Genomic DNA, 17594 nt, shown 5'->3' on the forward strand with positions numbered 1-17594 from the left:
ACGTCCGGACGGCGGGTGAGCCAGGATCTGGGGCGTGACCCGTACCGCACCGCGCCAGGTGTCCGCCGCGTCCGTCGTCCTGGGCGCCTACTGGGTCGTCGTGCTGGCCCTGACGCTGCTGCGGCTGCCCGGGCGCGGGTCGACGTCCGGGCTGCTGCTCGCCGGCCCGGTGCACGTGCTGCTGTGGCTGGTGGGGCTGGTGTGGACGCTCGCGCTGGTGCGCCCCGCCCGCCGCCGGGCCGCGTGGCGCGCACTGGCCGCGGTCGTCGTCCTGGCGCTGGGCGTCACGCTCGTGCCGTGGGCTGCTCTGTCGCCCCGGGCCTACCACGCCACGCACCGCTGGGCCTTCGCCGCTGCCGGCGCCCACGTGGGCGGACGGGCCACGCAGGACGTCGCCGGGTCGGCTCTGCCGCTGCCCTGGTCGCTGCTGTCGAGCACCGGCCGCGTGACGACGGTCTTCGACGCGCGCGGGCACGCCCTGCCGGTGCTGCCCGTGGCCTACGGGATTCCCGACGGCATGGCCGGCTTCACGTACGTCGGACCTGACCGCCCGCCCGACGGCCTGTACGACCTCGAGGGCGACCCGACCCGCGTGGCCGACGGCGTCGACCTGGGCGACGGCTGGTGGTACGTCGGCTAGCTAGCGCTTGCCGACGAACCAGCGGCGCAGCGTCTCGATCCGCTCGCGCACCTGCTCGGCCCCCGCCTGCGGCACCGCCGGCCCGCCGCAGCTGCGGCGCAGCTCGGCGTGCACGGTGCCGTGCGGCTGCCCCGTGCGCTTCGACCACGCTCCGACCAGCTGGTGCAGCTCCTTGCGCAGAGCGGCGACCTCGCGGTGCGTCGCCCGGTCGGCCTCGGGCGCCTCGCCGCGCGAGCGGCGGCCCTTGGCCTGCGCGTCCTGGCGCTGGCGCAGCAGCACCGCCACCTGCTCGGGCTCGAGCAGGCCGGGCAGGCCGAGGTAGTCCTGCTCCTCGTCGCTGCCGACCAGCGCGGCGGTGCCGAACTCGCCGCCGTCGAAGAGCACGCGGTCGAACTCGGCCTGGGCCTCCAGCGCCTCGAACGGCAGCAGGTCCTGCTCGCCGGAGGCCTGCTCGGGCCGGTTGGCCGCCGCGACGAGCGCATCCTCGGGCGACCACAGGTCGCCGTCGTCCGACGTCCGCGGACGGTCGAGCGCGTGGTCGCGCTCGACCTCGAGCTCCCCGGCGTGCAGCATCAACGTCGGCACGCTCGGCAGGAAGACCGACGCGGTCTCGCCGCGCCGCCGGGCCCGCACGAACCGCCCCACCGCCTGGGCGAAGAACAACGGCGTCGCCGTGGACGTCGCGTAGACCCCCACGGCGAGCCGCGGGACGTCGACGCCCTCGGACACCATGCGCACCGCCACCATCCAGCGCTGCTCGCCCTCGGCGAACTCCTCGATCCGGCGCGAGGCCCCGGCGTCGTCCGAGAGCACCACGACGGGCGGCTCACCGGTGAGGCCGCGCAGCACCGACGCGTACGCCCGGGCCTGGGTCTGGTCGGTGGCGATCACCAGGCCGCCGGCGTCCGGGACGCCGCGCCGCACCTCCTGCAGGCGGGTGTCGGCGGCCTTGAGCACCGAGCCGATCCACTCGCCCTTGGGGTCGAGCGCGGTGCGCCAGGCGTGGGCGGTCATGTCGTTCGTGAGCGGCTCGCCCAGCCGGGCGCTGACCTCGTCGCCGGCGCGGGTCCGCCAGCGCATCTGGCCCGAGTAGGCCAGGAAGATCACCGGGCGCACGACGCCGTCGCGCAGCGCGTCGCCGTAGCCGTAGGTGAAGTCGGCGCGCGAGCGCCGCACGCCCGCGCCGTCCTCGACGTAGGTGACGAACGGGATGGCCGCGGTGTCGGACCGGAACGGCGTGCCGGTGAGCGCCAGCCGGCGCTGCGCGGGCTCGAACGCCTCGCGCACGGCGTCGCCCCACGAGAGCGCGTCGCCGCCGTGGTGCACCTCGTCGAGGATCACCAGCGTGCGCGCCGCCTCGGTGCGGGCGCGGTGCAGCATCGGGCGGCTCGCCACCTGCGCGTAGGTGACGGCCACGCCGTCGAAGTCACGGCCGTGCGTGCCGTGCGCGTTGCGGAACTCGGGGTCGATGCGGATGCCGACGCGGTGCGCGGCGTCGGCCCACTGCCGCTTCAGGTGCTCGGTGGGCGCCACCACTGTGACCCGGGTGATCTCGCCGCGGTCGAGCAGCTCGGTGGCCACCCGCAGCGCGAACGTCGTCTTGCCGGCCCCCGGCGTGGCCACCGCGAGGAAGTCGCGCGGACGCTCGCGCAGGTACTGCTCGAGCGCGGCCGCCTGCCAGGCACGCAGCTTCGCCGCGGTGCCCCACGGAGCGCGGTCGGGGAACGCGGGGGGGAGGTGGGAGGCGGCGGAGGTACTCATCGGCCCGGCGAGCCTAACCGTTGGCGCGCAACGACATGCCGAGGCCCCGCGATGTCACGCGGGGCCTCGGTGGCGTGCTATGGCGTGTCGTCGGTGGGCTCTCGAGCCGGGCCGACGACACCCGCAGGAGCGGCGGACGACGGCCGGGAGAGGGCCGCCGTCCGCCCGTCCTGAGGGGTCGGACGACGAGCGGCCGGGCTCAGGCCCGGTAGGCCGTCCACTGCGACTGCATCCGCGCGACCTGGCCCGCGGTGAAGGTGTTCATGCAGGAGTCGTACGTGTAGTCCATGAAGTTCTTGATCGGGTCGAGGCCGGACGCGCTGCAGGTGTCGCGGCCGGTCGGGCACTCGTACGCGGGCGAGGCCTCGGCCGGGGTGTCCGAGACGTAGTCGCCGTTGCCGGAGCAGCCGCCCTGGAACGTGTGGTAGAGCCCGGCCCAGTGACCGACCTCGTGCGTCGCGGTGTCGCCCAGGTTGTAGTTGGTGGCGGTGCCGCCCGGGAGCGACTGGTCGAGGATCACGACGCCGTCCATCGAGGGCTGGCTGCGGTAGGACGAGGGGAAGGTCGCCCAGCCGAGCAGGCCGCCGCCGAGGTTGGCGGTGTAGATGTTCAGCGCGTTCTTGCCGCCCTTGCGCAGCGCGGTCTTCATGGCCTTCTCGGCCGAGCTGCCCTGACCGACGTTGTACCAGGACGAGTTGGTCGTGGTGTCGGTGCCGGCGAGCGAGAACGACAGGCCGCTGCCGCTGTAGGCGTTGTTGAGCACCGACATCTGCGAGCTGATCTGGCTGCTGGTGATCTTGCCGCGCGTGCCGTCGGTGATGACGTGGAAGTACACGGGCACGGTGGTGGCGGCGAAGGTGCCGGAGCCACCCGGCTTCTTGGCCGCGAGGGTCGAGAAGCGGTCCTTGCCCTTGGCGGCGAGGGTCGCGGTGAGCTGCTTCTCCAGCTGCGCGGCCTGCGCGGCGGTGAGCTCGTTGCCGTCGGCCCGGCCGTGCGTGGCACGCGCGCCCACGGCACCGGAGTGGGTCTCGCACTGGCGGGCGCCGGCCGCGGGGGCGGCCGACGCGCTGGCGGAGGCGGCCGACAGCGGGACGGCGGCCAGGCCGGCGGCCACGGCGAGGGCGAGGACGGAGCGGGACGCGGACCTCATGGGACTCCCTGGAGCTCGGCCGTGCTGGGGTGAGCACGGCAGCTGCTCGGACCGGCGAGGTTGCCGGACCGGTGAGGGTGAACCTACGTCTGCGCCGCCCCTGCTGAGGCCCGAGAACGGGTCAAATGTTGGTAAAACCGACGAAGCGGGGCGAACGCGGCGCCCTCACTCGTCGTCCGGGGCCCGCAGGCCCTCGTAGATCTCCTTGCACGCCGGGCACACCGGGAAGCGGTTCGGGTCGCGGCCGGGCACCCAGACCTTGCCGCACAGCGCGATCACCGGCTCGCCGGACAGCGCGCTCTCGAGGATCTTCTCCTTGCGCACGTAGTGCGCGAAGCGCTCGTGGTCGCCGGCCTCGACCTGCTGCTCCTCGACCAGCTCGCGCTCGAGCACGGCCGTGCGCTGGTGCGAGGGCTCGGACGACGGCTGCGGCCGTCCCGGGTCGGCGAACGGGTCGTCGGTGCTCATGGACGCCATCCTAGGTCGATGCTGGGTCGGCGGGACCCGGCGACTACAGCTGCAGGTGGAGACGCAGGGCGGCCTCCAGCTGCGTCAGCTCGGCGGCCGCCACCCGCCCGACCGCCACGCCCAACCGCTCGACCGAGATCGACCGGACCTGCTCGGCCTGGGCCTTGGAGTCGCGCCGCAGACCGGTCGCTGCCGCGGGCAGGAACGTCTGGAAGGGGAAGACGCGCTCGACGTTGCTCGTGACCGGCACGACCGTGACCACGCCACGACCGAGGCGCGCGGCAGCGGCGTTCGCCCGGTCGTTGCTCACCACGACCGCCGGACGGCGCTTGTCAGCCTCGTTGCCGCGCACCGGTTCCAGGTCCACGAGCCAGATCTCACCGCGCAGCATCGGCCGCCCCGTCGGCCGCCGTGACACCCCAGGCCGCCTCGTCGCCCGACGACTCCCACTCCTGCCACGCGGCGTCGTAGTCGCTCTCGAGCTCCGGCGCCCGCAGCAGCCGGACGGCGTGGTGCAGCGCGGCCGAACGCGACCGCAGACCCGTCGTCCGCGCGAACTCGTCGAGCGTCGCGACGTCCTCCTCGGGCAGGCTGACGCTGATCTTCATACCGTGATGCTACCGCAGTGCTACCACCGTGCTACCACCTCTACGCCCCCGGCGCCCTAGTTCAGGTCGGGGTCGTCGGGGAACGTCGAGACCAGGGCGAGGTCACCGGGCTGGCGGCGCAGCACCGTGCGCCACAGCAGGTCCGGCGTGTCGGTGAAGGCGTCCCGCGGCTCGGCGTCGACGACGTACCAGGACCCCTCCTCGACCTCGCGCTCGAGCTGCCCCGGCGACCAGCCCGCGTAGCCCGCGAAGACCCGCAGCCCGCTCAGCTCGGGGACGACGTCCACCGGGTCGACGTCCAGGTCGACGAGGCCGAGGGAGCCGTTGATCCGCCGCACGCCGGCCGGCTCCGAGCCGCCGCCGGGCACGCCGACCAAGCCGAGCGCCGAGTCGAGCGCGACCGGCCCGCCCTGGAACAGCACCGACGGCGCGGTCACGTGCGGCTGCCACGGCGGCAGCACGACGTCGACCTGCACCTCCAGCGGGCGGTTGAGCACCACCCCCAGCCCGCCGTCGTCGCCGTGGTCGAGCAGCAGGACGACGGTCTTGTGGAACGTCGGGTCGCGCAGCGTCGGCGTCGCGACGAGCAGCTGCCCGGTGAGGTTCATGGTCGGTCGGCCCCGCGCGCGGTCGCACCGGCCGGCACCGCGACGTCGTGCACCGCCGCCGCCACGACCTTCGTGACGTCGGGGTGGAAGACGCTCGGCACGATGTAGGTGGCGTTGAGCTCGTCGTCGGTGACCACCCCGGCGAGGGCCGCGGCCGCCGCGAGCAGGACGTCCTCGGTGATGGTGCTCGACTGCGCGTCCAGCAGGCCGCGGAAGACGCCGGGGAACGCCAGCACGTTGTTGATCTGGTTGGCGAAGTCGCTGCGCCCCGTGGCCACCACGGCCGCGTGCTGCGCGGCCTCGACCGGGTCGACCTCGGGGTCGGGGTTGGCCATCGCGAAGACCACGGCGTCGTCGGCCATGGTCGCCATGTCGTCGCCGGTGAGGATGCCCGGGGCCGAGACGCCGATGAAGACGTCGGCGCCGACGAGGGCGTCCCGCAGGCTGCCCGTGACCCCGCGCGGGTTGGTGCACGCCGCCACCCCGGCCAGGGCGCTCGTCGGGTTGGCCGCGACGTCCGGGCGCTCGGGCTGGACGACGCCCTCGACGTCGCACACCACGACGTCCCGCGCGCCGGCGTGCTGCAGCAGGGTGAGGATCGCCGTCCCCGCGGCACCGGCCCCGGACATCACGACCCGGACGTCGGCGAGCGCCTTCCCGACGACGCGCAGGGCGTTGGTGAGGGCGGCCAGGGTGACGATGGCCGTGCCGTGCTGGTCGTCGTGGAACACCGGGATGTCGAGCTCGTCGCGCAGCCGCATCTCGACCTCGAAGCAGCGCGGCGCGCTGATGTCCTCGAGGTTGATGCCGGCGAACACCGGCGCGACGGCCTTGACCGCCGCGACGATCTCGTCGACGTCCTGGGTGTCGAGGCAGATCGGGAAGGCGTCGATGCCGGCGAACCGCTTGAACAGCGCGGCCTTGCCCTCCATCACCGGCAGCGCGGCGAGCGGGCCGAGGTTGCCCAGGCCCAGCACCGCCGAGCCGTCCGTGACGACGGCGACGGTGTTGCGCTTGATGGTCAGGCGGCGCGCGTCGGCCGGGTCCTTCGCGATCGCCAGGCAGACCCGCGCGACGCCGGGCGTGTACACGAGCGAGAGGTCGTCGCGGTTGCGGATCGGCACCTTGGACTCGATGGTGAGCTTGCCGCCGAGGTGGGCGAGGAACGTGCGGTCGCTGACCTTGCCGATCTCGACGCCGGGCACGGCCCGCATCTCGTCCACCAGGCTGTTCGCGTGGTCGACGCCACGGGCGGCGCACGTGACGTCGACGCGCACGCGGTCGGCGCCGGACGCCGTGACGTCGAGGGCGGTCACCAGCCCACCGCCGCGCTCGATCACGGTGGTGAGCTCGCTGACGGCCGTCGGCCGCGCCGGGAGCTCGAGCCGGACCGTGATCGAGTAGGACACGCTGGGTGCGGACGCCATGGCTGCCTCTCCTCGGGTTCGGCACCCATTCAAGCGCAGCGGCGCGTCACTCAGCCCGGCGGCGGGCCCGCTTGTCGCGGTACATGTTGGCGTCGGCGCGCCGCACGGCGTCGTCGATCGAGCCCCGAGGTGCGCAGGTGGCCGCCCCCACGCTGGTGCGCAGCGGCAGCCCCCGGGCGGTCAGGGTGCGCTCGAGCGAGGTGCGCAGCCGGTCGCTGATCTCGACCGCGTCGATCTCGTGCCCGCGCAGCAGCAGCGCGAACTCGTCGCCGCCCAGCCGCGCGATGACGTCGGGCTCACCGCGCACGCTGCGGCGCAGGGCCTGCGCGCACTCGATGATCAGCTCGTCGCCCGCGCCGTGCCCGTGCGTGTCGTTGACGGCCTTGAGGTCGTCGAGGTCGACCGTGACGACGGTGACCGTGCCGCCGGCGGCCACGTGGTCGCGGGCGCGCGTGACGGCCTCGTCCCAGCCGCGGCGGTTGGCCGCGCCGGTCAAGGAGTCGCTCAGCGCGTGCACCCGCGTGGAGTCGAGCTGGCGCACCAGCTCGTCGTGGGTCGAGGCGCCCTCGAGCAGCCGGGCACCGGTCTGGGCGAGCTGCACGCCGAGGCTCTGGCACAGGGCCGTGAAGCCGCGGGCCGCGTGCGCCGCGTGCACGAGCAGCAGGCACCCGCGCTCGCCGTCGACGTCGAGCGGCACGGCCAGCCAGGAGGCGACCTCGTCGTCGGCGCCGACCGGCTCGGGCAACGGCTGGGACGCGGCGTCCTGGACGACGACCCAGTCCGGCCCGCTCGCGTCGGCACCGAGGGTCGGGGCGAGCTGGCGCGCCGCGACGACGGCGCGGTGGGCTCCCCCGCGCGGGCGCCAGCCCGGCTCGACGACGGCGTGGTGCTCGTCGTCCAGCCAGACCGCGACCAGGTCGGCCGAGAGCGCGGCGGCCGCGTTCTCGGCGAGGTGCAGCAGCAGGGCGTCGACCGTGGCGGGCGCGCCGGTCGTCAGCTCGCGCAGGGCGGTGAGGACCTCGAGCTCGTCGGCCAGGTGCTTGGCCGGCGAGACCGCGGTGACCTCGGCGGCAGCGCGCGCGGCGATGGCGACCAGCTCGTCGTCGTCCGCGCGCAGCAGGGCAGGGGTCGGGTCGGGCGCGCCGAGCACGACGGCGTGGGTGTCGTCGACCCGGACGACGGCCGAGGTGGCTGCCCAGTACGGGCCGATCACGTGGTGCGGGCGCTGGCCATGACGGCGCACCGGACGACCGCGGGTCAGCGCGGTGCCGAGGCGCGCGTCGGACTGGTCGTGCAGCTCGATGCAGCCCGCCCAGCTGGCCCCGCGGCCGAGGCCGCCGAGGTGGGTCCAGCGGGCGCCCACGCGACGGAACACGAGCACGTCGCGGGCACCGAGGAGGTCCTCGGCGTCGTCCAGCGGCATCTGCGCTCCTCGGGCAGGGTCGACCGGTCTGCTCCCGGCTCTCCCAGTTGTCGGCACGAAGATCGCCGGACTACACCCCCCAGTCGGGTCGCATCGGCAGGTGCGGGTCGCCGCCCTCGTCGGTGCGCGTGCCCAGCACCTGGTGCAGCTCGATCTGGCCGCGCTCGAACGCCAGCCGCGACCCCGCCATGTACAGGCCCCAGACCTTGGCGGTCGACAGGTCGGTCTCGGCCACGGCCTCGTCCCAGTGCTCGACCAGGTTGGCGCACCAGCCGGCGAGGGTGCGCGCGTAGTGCCGGCGCAGGTTCTCCTCGTGCTGCACCTCGAACCCGGCGTCCTGCATCGTGGTGATGATGGTGCCGGCGCCGGTGAGCTCGCCGTCGGGGAAGACGTAGCGGTCGATGAACCCGCGCCGCTTGATGCCCGGGTGCAGGTTGTCGTGCCGGGTGATCGAGTGGTTGAGCAGCCGTCCGCCGGGCACCAGCCGCGAGCGCAGGAACCGGAAGTACGACGGGTAGTTCTTGACGCCGATGTGCTCGGTGAGACCGATCGAGCTCACGGCGTCGAAGCCCTGCTCGGTGACCTCCCGGTAGTCCTGGAAGCGCACCTGCGCGCGGTCGGCGATGCCGTCGCGCTCGATCGCCTCCTGCGCCCAGCGCGCCTGGTCGCGCGAGAGCGTCACGCCGAGGGCGGTGACCCCGTACTCCTTGACCGCGTGCCGCACCATCGAGCCCCAGCCGCAGCCGACGTCCAGCAGCCGCATGCCGGGCTTCAGGCCGAGCTTGCGCGCCACCAGGTCGAACTTGTGGGTCTGGGCCTGCTCGAGGCTCGCGCCGTCGTCCGGGTAGCAGGCGCAGGTGTAGGCCATCGACGGGCCGAGCACCATCTCGTAGAAGCGGTTGCTCACGTCGTAGTGGTGGTGGATCGCGTCGGCGTCACGGCGGCGCGAGTGGCGCAGGCCGTGCAGCGCACGGTGCCAGCCGCTCGGCACCTCGTTGGGCGGGGGCGGCGGCAGGGTCAGCGCGGCGCGGCCGAACGTCCGCAGCGCGCGCACGGCGTCGGCCGGGTGCGGACGCCGCGGCTCGAGCAGGGTCTCGGCCACCCGCAGCAGCTCGTACGGGTCGCCGGGGTGCACGCCCTCGACCTCGAGGTCGCCCATCAGGTACGCGCGGGCGAAGCCGAGGGACGACGGCGCGCCCGCGACGTAGGCCAGGCCGCGCGGGTTCAGCAGCCGCAGCCGCAGCGGCGCGTCGGACGGCCCGACGCTGGAGCCGTCGTACGCGCTGAACGCGAGCGGCGTGCCCGGCCCGAGCAGCAGCTCGAACGCCTCGCCGATCGTCATGCCGTGCCGACCGGGATCGGTCTTGAAACCCCCGAGCACCGTCATCGTCGTCCCACCGCCTTCTCGTACAGGTCGAGCAGCCGGCGGTCGGGGTCGTACTGCTGCTTGACCTCGTCGTACGCGGCGTGCCCGTACAGCTCCCAGAACTCCTCCGGCCCGTAGTACGCGTCGGAGTACAGCGACTTGTGGCCGTCCAGCTCGTCGACCTTCGCCTCGACCCGGCGGTTGACGTCGCCGTCCTCGTCGCCGTCGGCGATCGCGACGGTCGACCAGAAACCGACGTTGACGTAGGTCTGCCCGGGGCCGAGCGGGTACAGCGGCCAGCGCCCGTCGTCCGTCGGCGCCGGACGCCGCAACCGCAACGGGCACAACCAGATCGGCTCGATCGGCACGGTGTCGACGAACCACCGCAGGAACTCCGCCGTGCGCTCGACCGGGATCTCGACGTCCTGCACGACGCGCTCGCGGGCGGGCAGGCCCTTGCGCGCGTCGAGGCGGGCCTTGACGTGGAAGCGGTTCTCCAGGCCGATGACCTTCTGGTAGACGTCGCTGCGCAGGTAGCGCTTCGGCACGAACCGGCGGATCCGCGGGTTCTGCACGCCCAGCGCGCGCGAGCACCAGAACCAGTCGGTGTCCCAGCGCCAGAGGTAGTCGCGCACCGTCAGCCAGTCCTCGCGGCGCTCGCGGATCGAGCGGTAGTAGACCTGCTGGCCGGTGTAGTCGGAGGTGTAGGGCGCCTCGTCGGTGAACGTGCCGAGGGTGATGAACCCCTCGAGCCGGGCGTGCGGCTCGTCCTCGCGCGGCGGGAAGACCGTGCCGTCGACGAAGTCCACGGGCTCGCCGTCCCAGGTGGTGCGGTCGCCCTCGCGCGCGTCGACCAGCCGGGCGATCGCGTCGGCCAGCGCGTCGAGGTCGTCGAACCGCACGTGCCGCAGGTGCACGAAGGGCTTCACCGGGGCCAGCTCGATCGTGGCGGCCGCCGCGTAGCCGAGGGTGCCGTAGGAGTTGGGGAAGGCCTGGAACAGCGCGGCGTCCAGGCCGTCCGGCGTGGCGCGCACGAGGTCGCCGCCGCCGGTGAGCACGTCGATCGAGAGCGCCGACTCGTGCGGCAGCCCGGCGCGCCAGGACGACGACTCGATGCCGAGCCCGGTCAGCGCGCCGCCGATGGTGATGGTCTTCAGCTGCGGCACGACGAACGGCATCAGGCCGTGCGGCAGCGTCGCGTCGACCAGGTCCTCGAACGTCGTCATGCCGCCGACGTACGCGGTGCGGGCGCGCGCGTCGATCGCGAAGACCCGGTCGAGCCCGGTGACGTCGAGGCCGGCCCGCCCACCTCGCTCGCGCGGGCGGAACAGGTTGCTCGTCGTCTTGGCGAGGCGCACCGGCTGACCGGGCGGCAGCGCGCGGTAGTCGTCGCGCAGGCGCTCGACAGCGGCCGGGTACCCGTGCGTCTCGCGCAGGGTCCTGGCCGCGGAGCGTTCGTGAGCCGTCGAGGAGGCCACGTCCGCAGCCTAAACCCGGCCCGCGACGTGGTAGACCTCACCCGTGCCGACCCGACGCCTGGACCGTTCGTGGCAGGGCACGCCCTTCGCGCTCGAGGTGCACGACTCCGGACCCTCCGACGGCCCGATCGCGGTGCTGCTGCACGGTTTCCCGCAGCACCACGGCATCTTCGACGGCGTGCTGCCAGCGCTGCACGACCTCGGGCTGCGCACGCTCGCGGTCGACCAGCGCGGCTACTCAGCCACCCCTCAGCCGGACGACGTCGCGGCCTACGTGCTGCCCGAGCTCGTCGCCGACGCGGTCGCGGTGCTGGACGACGTCGGCGCGCCGGGAGCGGTGGTGGTGGGCCACGACTGGGGCGCGGCTGTCGCGTGGGCGCTCGCCGCCGCGCACCCGGGACGCGTGCACGGCCTGGCGGCGCTCTCGGTGCCGCACCCACGGGCGTACGGCCACGCGCTGAAGCACGACGCGCAGCAGGCCGAGCTCTCCCGCTACCTGCGGCTGCTGCGCGAGGAGGACACGGCCGAGCGCGTCCTGCTCGACGACGACGCCCGGCGGCTGCGCGGCTTCTTCCGCGGCAGCGCCCTCGCCGACGACGAGGTCGAGCGGTACGTGGCCCCGCTGCGCGACGTCGAGCGGCTGCGGGGCGCCCTCGCCTGGTACCGCGCCATGACCGGGCCGGAGTTCGCCGCGGTCGGGCCCGTCGACGTCCCGACGGTCTACGTCTCGGCCGAGCACGACCTCGGCGTCGGGCGCGCGGCCGCGGCCGGGTGCGCCGACTGGTGCCGCGGGCTTTACCGGCACGTCGACCTGGCCGGCGCGACGCACTGGATCGTCGACGAGCACCCGGACGTGGTCGTCGACGCCGTCCGCTCGCTGCTCGCGCCGGCCCACTGGTGAAGGGTTTCCAACCCCTCCGGCACCCCTGAAGGGTTGGTAACCCTTCACAAGTCGGCCTCCACGCAGGGGGAGGTGCCGCCGGCGGGCGCACCGGTGGCCCACCCCGGGAGCGGTCGCGGGTCGGGCGTCGGCGTCCACCGGCCCTCGACCAGGGCGTAGTCCCAGGCCGGGCCGTCGGCGACCAGCGCGGCCACCGCGTCCACCAGCCGGTCGACGTCCTCGGTGCGCGAGCCCACGCCGACGCTGGCCCGCACGGCGCCACCGGGCAGGCCCAGCCGCTCGAGCAGCGGGTGGGCGCAGAACTTCCCGTCCCGCACGCCGATCCCGTGCTCGGCCGACAGGTACGCCGCGACCAGCCCGGGGTCGACGTCCTCGACCGTGAACGTCACGACACCGATGGACGACGGCGCGTCGTCGAACACGCGGTGCACCCGGACGCCGGGCAGCTGGCCGAGCCCGTGCACCAGCCGGTCGCGCAGAGCGGCCTCGTGCACCTCGAGCGCCGCCTCCGGCAGCGCGGCCAGCGCGGAGCAGGCCGCGGCCAGCGCGGCGGCGCCGACGACGTTGGGCGTGCCGCCCTCGTGGCGGGCCGGGGCGCAGGCCCACGTGGTGCGCTCGAGCGTCACGTGCTGCACCGCCCCACCGCCGGCCAGGTACGGCGTCCCGCGGTCCAGCCAGTCGCGGCGCCCGACCAGCGCGCCGGCACCGTGGGGCGCGTACAGCTTGTGGCCGCTGAAGGCGACGTAGTCGACACCGGTGGCGTCGAGGTCGATCCGACGGTGGGGGGCGAGCTGCGCCGCGTCCACGACGACCCGCGCGCCGTTGCGGTGGCACAGCTGCACCACGCGGTCGACGGGGATCTCCTCGCCCGTGACGTTGGAGGCCCCGGTGATCGCCACCAGGGCGGCGGGCCGCTCGCGCAGCGCGCCCTCGAGCGCCTGCAGCGTGGCGTTCAGCGAGCGCTGCGCCGGCACGTACCGGTGCGCACCGCGCTGCCACGGCAGCAGGTTGGCGTGGTGCTCGAGGTCGAGCACCACCACGTCGCCCCAGCCGGGCAGGCAGCCGGCGAGGAGGTTCAGGGCGTCGGTGGTGTTGCGGGTCAGGACGACGACGTCGCCGCGTCGCGCGCCGACGAACTCGCCGATCGTGCGGCGCGAGCGCTCGAGCAGCGCGGTCGACACCTGGGACGCGTAGCCGGCGCCGCGGTGCACGCTGGCGTACAGCGGCAGCACCTCGGCGACGTGGGCGGCGACCGACGCCAGCGCCGGGGCGCTGGCGGCCTGGTCGAGGTTGGCGTAGCGGACGCTGCCGCCCTGCACGAGCGGCACCTGCTGCTCGGCGCCGACGACGGGCAGCAGGGGCTCGGCGCCGGGGAACAACTCGTCGGCGGTACGGATCTCGGTGGTGCTGAAGGGGTGCACGGGCACGGTGCTCTCCGGTGGGTCATGGACCCCGGGCACGCCGTCGCCGGCCGAGCCCGTCACGGGTCCGCGCTTGCGCCGACACCTCGCCGACGCCAGGTCCTCACCCGGGGCACCCCACCGCGGAGGAGGGTTGCCGGCCAGCGAGCCGGGGCTTGGCGCTGGCGCTCATGACCTTCGAGGACGGTATCGGCACCTCCGTCGACCACCCAAGGCGCGAGACGAAGGTTCTCGCATGCCGAGACCGGTTCTCGCCCGGCATGATGCCCGGGTGACCTCCGTGACGGTCCGGCCCGGCGTCCTCGACGACCTGCCGGCGCTGACCGCGATCTACAACCACTACGTCGAGACGAGCAACGCGACGTTCGACGTGGCGCCGTTCAGCGTCGAGCAGCGCCGGACGTGGTTCGACCACTACTCCCCCAGTGGCCGGCACCGGCTGCTCGTCGCCGAGCGGTCCGGCGAGGTCGTCGGCTACGCCACCAGCAGCCCGCTGCGGCCCAAGCCCGCCTACGACACCTCGGTCGAGACGACGATCTACTGCCGCGAGGACGTCGTCGGGCTGGGACTGGGCCGGCAGCTGTACGACGCACTGCTCACCGCGCTGGACGGCGAGGACCTGCACCGCGCGTACGCCGGGATCGCGCTGCCCAACGACGCGTCGGTGGCGCTGCACGAGGCGATGGGCTTCACCGTGCTCGGCACCTACCGCGAGGTCGGGCGCAAGTTCGGCCGGTACTGGGACGTGCGCTGGTTCGAGCGCTCGCTCCCCTACTGCGAGAGGTAGTCCAGCCCCATCGCCCGGTGCACCCGGGCGAGCGTCGCGGCGGCCAGCGGCTGCACGCGGCGGGCTCCCTCGGCCAGCACCTCGCGCACCAGGTGCGGGTCGCGCGCCAGCTGCACCCGCCGCGCCCGCACCGGTGCCAGGTGGTCGTTGACCGCCTCCGTCACGACGGCCTTGAGCCGGGCCGCGCCGCCAGCACCCACCTCCGCGGCGACGTCCTCGGGACGTCGGTCGGTGCACAGAGCGGCGACGAGCAGCAGGCTCGCCACCTGCGGCCGGCGCTCGGGCTCGTAGGTGATGACCCGCTCGGCGTCGGTGACGGCCGAGCGCACCAGCCGCGCGGTCTCGTCCGCGGTGGCGCGCAGCTCGACGGTGTTGCCGCGGCTCTTCGACATCTTGCGGCCGTCGGTGCCGAGCAGCCGCGGCGCCTCGGTCAGGAGCGCCTGCGGCGGCTGCAGCAACGTCTGCCCCGCGCCGTACCGCTCGTTGATCCGCCGCGCGACGGCGCGAGTCTGCTCGAGGTGCGGCAGCTGGTCGTCGCCCACCGGCACGAGCGTCCCGCCCACCGACAGGATGTCGGCCGCCTGGTGCACCGGGTAGGTGAGCATCAACCCGCCCACGGCGCTGCTGCCCAGCTCGGCCGCCTCGGCCTTGACCGTCGGGTTGCGGCGCAGCTCCGACAGGGTCGTGGCCGACAGCAGCGGCAGCATCAGCTGGCCGAGCTCGGGCACGGTGCTGTGGGCGAACATCGTCGAGCGCTGCGGGTCGAGCCCGACGGCGAGGTGGTCGAGCACCAGCTCGTGCACGTGCTCGACCACCCGGCTGGTGTCGACCCGGTCGGTCACCACCTGGTAGTCGGCGACCACCACGAACGTCTCGACTCCCCTGTCCTGCAAGCGGATCCGCTCGCGCAGCGTGCCGAGGTAGTGGCCGAGGTGCAGCGCCCCGGTGGGACGGTCGCCGGTGAGCACGCGGTACCGCTCGGGGTGGGCGAGCACGTCGTCGCGGTCGGCGAGCACGGACGTCGGGCGAGGGCTCTGGGTCAGGACGGTCATGGTCTTCTCCGGTCTGGTGCGGTGCGGTTCGAGGGGTCGAGCCGCCGCACGACGAGCCGGGAGAGGTCCTGCGAGAGACCGGGGCCGCCGAACGGCGGCCAGGAGGGATGCGTCAGGGGCCGCCGGTCAGGGCAGCCACCACGCGCGCTCCACGGTGCAGGTCACGGGTCCAGGGTAGCGGTCCGTGCCGCCGGGAAGACCAGGTCGAGCGCCTCGCCGATCCGCCGGTAGCCGATCCGTTGGTACAGCGCGTTGGACGTCGGGTTGGCGAGGTCGGTGTAGAGCATGCACGTGCGGCCGGGGTGCGCCAGCTGCTCGGCGCTCACCGCCGCGACGCACGCCGCTGCGAATCCTTTGCCGCGCAAGGAAGGCGGCGTGTACACGATCTGCACCCGCACCACGTCGGCCACCGCCACGGTGACGGCGCACATCGAGACCGGCGCGCCGTCGACGTCCCAGACGTGCAGCAACCCGGCTGCCAGGCGGTCGGTCACGTGGTCGACGTCCGGGCCGCCGCCGCGGGTGCCCAGCGGGGTGGCCTCGCGCACGAACGCGGAAGCCCACTGCCGCAACGTGTCTGCGTCGCCCGCCGTGGCGAGGCGGTGGCGACCTGGCGCGGCCGGCGGCGGCACCACCCGCTCGACCGCCCACAGCCCCTGCCGCATCCCGACCTGCGCCGGCGCCCCGCCGTCGTCCTGCCAGGCCCGGGCGAAGACCGCGGCCACCAGGCCCGGCCCGCCGAGCCCCGGCAGGTCGGGACGTCGTGCGTGCAGCTCGCGGGCCAGCAGCGCCACCGCGTCGTCCGGGCCGTCGGAGAGGTACGCGCCGTGCGGCGGTGTGTGCATCAGCACGGCCACGACCTCGCCGTCCGCCGTCTCGACCCACCACCACAGGTCGGCCGGCAGCTCGACGGGCCGGTCGGCCCGCACCAGGGCCCTGGCCAGGTTGGTCAGCAGCACGCTGTGCACCGCCGGCCGTGCTCTCAGGTACGGGCCGGCGACAGCGTCCAGGCGTGCGGGGTCGCCGTTCGTGACCACCCGCAGCCCCCTGGCCATGCGGTGATCCTGCCGCACGTCGGGGGACGCCGCAGCCGCCGTCCCCCGACGCGCCGCGCTCAGGTGCCCGAGGTCGCGGTCCCGCTCGGCGCCGCCCCGCCGCCGGGTGCGCCGCCGCCCTGACCGCCGCCCTGCTCGGTGCCAGTGACCGCGAAGCTCTTGTCGACCTCCACCGTCACGCGCTGCCCGTCGGACGTCGTCAGGTGCGCCTCGTAGACGCCGTCCGAGTCGGTCTCGACCCGCAGCACGGTCGCCCCGGGGTACTTCGCGAGCGCCGCCGCCCGCACCTTGTCGGCGGTCGTGCCGGTGAGCAGCGTCTCGTCCGGGCGCTGGCTCTTCGACTCGTCGCGCGCGCCACCACCGGGCGGCGCTCCCTCGCCCGACGCGCTGCTGCTCGCGCCCGGCGTCGGCGTCGTCGTGTCGGCCGCGTTGGCGCTGAGCGTGCCCGCGAGCACCGCGCCCATCACCAGGCCGGCCGCGCCGATCGCCGCCGGCGCGTACCACCGCGGCCGCTGCCTCGTCGTCCGCTGGTCGTCGTCGTCCATGGCTCCTCCTCGTCGTGCGGCTCGGTCGAGCCGCTCCCGACGAGCGTGCGGCGGTCGCCTGGGGCGGCCCTGCGGCGCGCCTGTGAGACCCGTGCCAGTCAGCCCACGTAGGCGAAGTCGCCGACCTCGAGCTGGTCGGCGAAGGCCCGCACCGAGCCCGACTGCACCACGGTGTCGTCCCAGCCCGTGCTCGCGGGGTCGAGCGAGCGCACCGGGGGGTCGTCCTCGCGCAGGTCGATCGCGAGGCGGCGGTCGGCGCCGTCGGAGCCGATGAGCAGCACGCCGGGGTGGTAGAGCATCTCCCGCGTCCAGTCCTGGGTGACCCGGATCGCGTCGGCCGGCGGGTGCAGGTCGACGTAGGCGCCGGTGGCCATCCAGCCCCGACGCAGCCAGCCGGGCGCCTGCACCATGTCGCGCCAGGCCTCGGGCACCAGCTCGCCGAAGGCGTCGCGCACGGCGTCGACCTCGGGCGCCGAGGCCCCGCGCTGGTACTGGGCCTCCTCGCTGATGTCGCCGACGATCGCCTTGGTCAGCCGGCGCCCCTTGGGGATGAGCAGCCGGTCGCCGCGCTGCTCGACCCCGGGCCAGCTCGCGACGTCGTCCGGGACGTCGAACACCACCACCGAGCCCTCGCCCTCGACGAGCACGAGCTCGTCGCGGACGACGTGCACGGCCTCGGCCCGGACGCTGAAGGCCTCGACGTGGTGGTCGGCAGGGTCGAGCTGCGGCCACGAGGTCCACCCCACCTCGATCAGGGCCTGCAGCTCGCGCGGGCCCACGACGCACCAGAGCGACAGGACCGGCGCTGGCTTGCGGCGCAGGATCATCCGGCGACTCTGCCAGCCGTCGGTGTCGGATCACCAGCCGGGGGCCCGGCCGTCCCCCCGATCGGCGTCCGCCCTCG

18 protein-coding genes and 1 riboswitch are annotated in these 17594 nt (G+C 74.5%); of the genes, 3 read left to right on the forward strand and 15 right to left on the reverse strand.

Annotation, left to right across the window (positions count from 1 at the left end):
- The first annotated feature begins 34 nt into the window (after nt 1-34).
- Nucleotides 35-640 (forward strand): hypothetical protein, encoded by a 606-nt coding sequence (locus ACYVJ4_RS07755; protein ID WP_460459538.1) that lies wholly within the window; start codon nt 35-37, stop codon nt 638-640.
- On the opposite strand, the gene ACYVJ4_RS07760 is transcribed toward ACYVJ4_RS07755, so the two are convergent.
- The 10 genes from ACYVJ4_RS07760 to ACYVJ4_RS07805 form a co-directional block, all read right to left on the reverse strand.
- Nucleotides 641-2401 (reverse strand): DEAD/DEAH box helicase, encoded by a 1761-nt coding sequence (locus ACYVJ4_RS07760; RefSeq protein ID WP_460459539.1) that lies wholly within the window; start codon nt 2399-2401, stop codon nt 641-643.
- Nucleotides 2402-2600: 199 nt separating this feature from the next.
- On the reverse strand, nt 2601-3551 hold the full coding sequence (locus tag ACYVJ4_RS07765) for a zinc metalloprotease (protein WP_460459540.1): 951 nt from the start codon (nt 3549-3551) through the stop codon (nt 2601-2603).
- Between the two features lie 165 nt (nt 3552-3716).
- Nucleotides 3717-4019, reverse strand: a complete 303-nt coding sequence (locus ACYVJ4_RS07770) for a DUF3039 domain-containing protein (RefSeq protein ID WP_460459541.1) — start codon at nt 4017-4019, stop codon at nt 3717-3719.
- A gap of 43 nt (nt 4020-4062) precedes the next feature.
- Nucleotides 4063-4410: a type II toxin-antitoxin system PemK/MazF family toxin gene (locus ACYVJ4_RS07775; RefSeq protein ID WP_460459542.1), complete on the reverse strand. Its 348-nt coding sequence runs from the start codon at nt 4408-4410 to the stop codon at nt 4063-4065.
- Nucleotides 4397-4627, reverse strand: coding sequence for a ribbon-helix-helix domain-containing protein (locus tag ACYVJ4_RS07780; protein ID WP_460459543.1), 231 nt, complete (start codon nt 4625-4627; stop codon nt 4397-4399). Before ACYVJ4_RS07780 ends, ACYVJ4_RS07775 begins: the two co-directional genes overlap by 14 nt.
- Before the next feature lie 56 nt (nt 4628-4683).
- A complete protein-coding gene (locus ACYVJ4_RS07785; RefSeq protein ID WP_460459544.1) occupies nt 4684-5235 on the reverse strand; it encodes a YqgE/AlgH family protein in 552 nt (183 codons plus the stop codon).
- The gene (locus ACYVJ4_RS07790; protein WP_460459545.1) at nt 5232-6662 is read right to left on the reverse strand and encodes a malic enzyme-like NAD(P)-binding protein; all 1431 of its coding nucleotides are present in this window, start codon (nt 6660-6662) and stop codon (nt 5232-5234) included. Before ACYVJ4_RS07790 ends, ACYVJ4_RS07785 begins: the two co-directional genes overlap by 4 nt.
- Nucleotides 6663-6708: 46 nt before the next feature.
- Nucleotides 6709-8085: a GGDEF domain-containing protein gene (locus ACYVJ4_RS07795; protein ID WP_460459546.1), complete on the reverse strand. Its 1377-nt coding sequence runs from the start codon at nt 8083-8085 to the stop codon at nt 6709-6711.
- Nucleotides 8086-8155: 70 nt separating this feature from the next.
- Nucleotides 8156-9472, reverse strand: coding sequence for a class I SAM-dependent methyltransferase (locus ACYVJ4_RS07800; protein ID WP_460459547.1), 1317 nt, complete (start codon nt 9470-9472; stop codon nt 8156-8158).
- On the reverse strand, nt 9469-10887 hold the full coding sequence (locus tag ACYVJ4_RS07805) for an FAD-binding oxidoreductase (RefSeq protein ID WP_460459607.1): 1419 nt from the start codon (nt 10885-10887) through the stop codon (nt 9469-9471). The genes ACYVJ4_RS07800 and ACYVJ4_RS07805 overlap by 4 nt, the downstream gene beginning before the upstream one ends.
- Nucleotides 10888-10972: 85 nt before the next feature.
- Here ACYVJ4_RS07805 and ACYVJ4_RS07810 point away from each other — a divergent pair, with 85 nt between their 5' ends.
- Complete coding sequence (locus ACYVJ4_RS07810; protein ID WP_460459548.1) at nt 10973-11830, forward strand: alpha/beta fold hydrolase; 858 nt, start codon at nt 10973-10975, stop codon at nt 11828-11830.
- A gap of 44 nt (nt 11831-11874) precedes the next feature.
- Here the strand turns inward: ACYVJ4_RS07810 and ACYVJ4_RS07815 are convergent, their stop codons facing one another.
- Nucleotides 11875-13257: an aminotransferase class V-fold PLP-dependent enzyme gene (locus ACYVJ4_RS07815; protein WP_460459549.1), complete on the reverse strand. Its 1383-nt coding sequence runs from the start codon at nt 13255-13257 to the stop codon at nt 11875-11877.
- 58 nt (nt 13258-13315) lie between these two features.
- Nucleotides 13316-13427: riboswitch (SAM riboswitch) on the reverse strand.
- A 95-nt stretch (nt 13428-13522) separates the two neighbouring features.
- Here ACYVJ4_RS07815 and ACYVJ4_RS07820 point away from each other — a divergent pair.
- Nucleotides 13523-14038, forward strand: coding sequence for a GNAT family N-acetyltransferase (locus tag ACYVJ4_RS07820; RefSeq protein ID WP_460459550.1), 516 nt, complete (start codon nt 13523-13525; stop codon nt 14036-14038).
- Here ACYVJ4_RS07820 and trpS read toward each other — a convergent pair.
- The 4 genes from trpS to ACYVJ4_RS07840 all read right to left on the reverse strand — a co-directional run bounded on the left by trpS (nt 14023) and on the right by ACYVJ4_RS07840 (nt 17517).
- The gene (gene trpS, locus ACYVJ4_RS07825) at nt 14023-15090 is read right to left on the reverse strand and encodes a tryptophan--tRNA ligase (RefSeq protein WP_460459551.1); all 1068 of its coding nucleotides are present in this window, start codon (nt 15088-15090) and stop codon (nt 14023-14025) included. The genes ACYVJ4_RS07820 and trpS overlap by 16 nt on opposite strands.
- Before the next feature lie 161 nt (nt 15091-15251).
- The gene (locus tag ACYVJ4_RS07830; RefSeq protein ID WP_460459552.1) at nt 15252-16145 is read right to left on the reverse strand and encodes a GNAT family N-acetyltransferase; all 894 of its coding nucleotides are present in this window, start codon (nt 16143-16145) and stop codon (nt 15252-15254) included.
- A gap of 59 nt (nt 16146-16204) precedes the next feature.
- Complete coding sequence (locus tag ACYVJ4_RS07835; RefSeq protein WP_460459553.1) at nt 16205-16690, reverse strand: PepSY domain-containing protein; 486 nt, start codon at nt 16688-16690, stop codon at nt 16205-16207.
- Nucleotides 16691-16788: 98 nt separating this feature from the next.
- Nucleotides 16789-17517 (reverse strand): hypothetical protein, encoded by a 729-nt coding sequence (locus ACYVJ4_RS07840; protein ID WP_460459554.1) that lies wholly within the window; start codon nt 17515-17517, stop codon nt 16789-16791.
- Between the last annotated feature and the right edge of the window lie 77 nt (nt 17518-17594).

This window comes from Angustibacter peucedani (assembly GCF_054779595.1).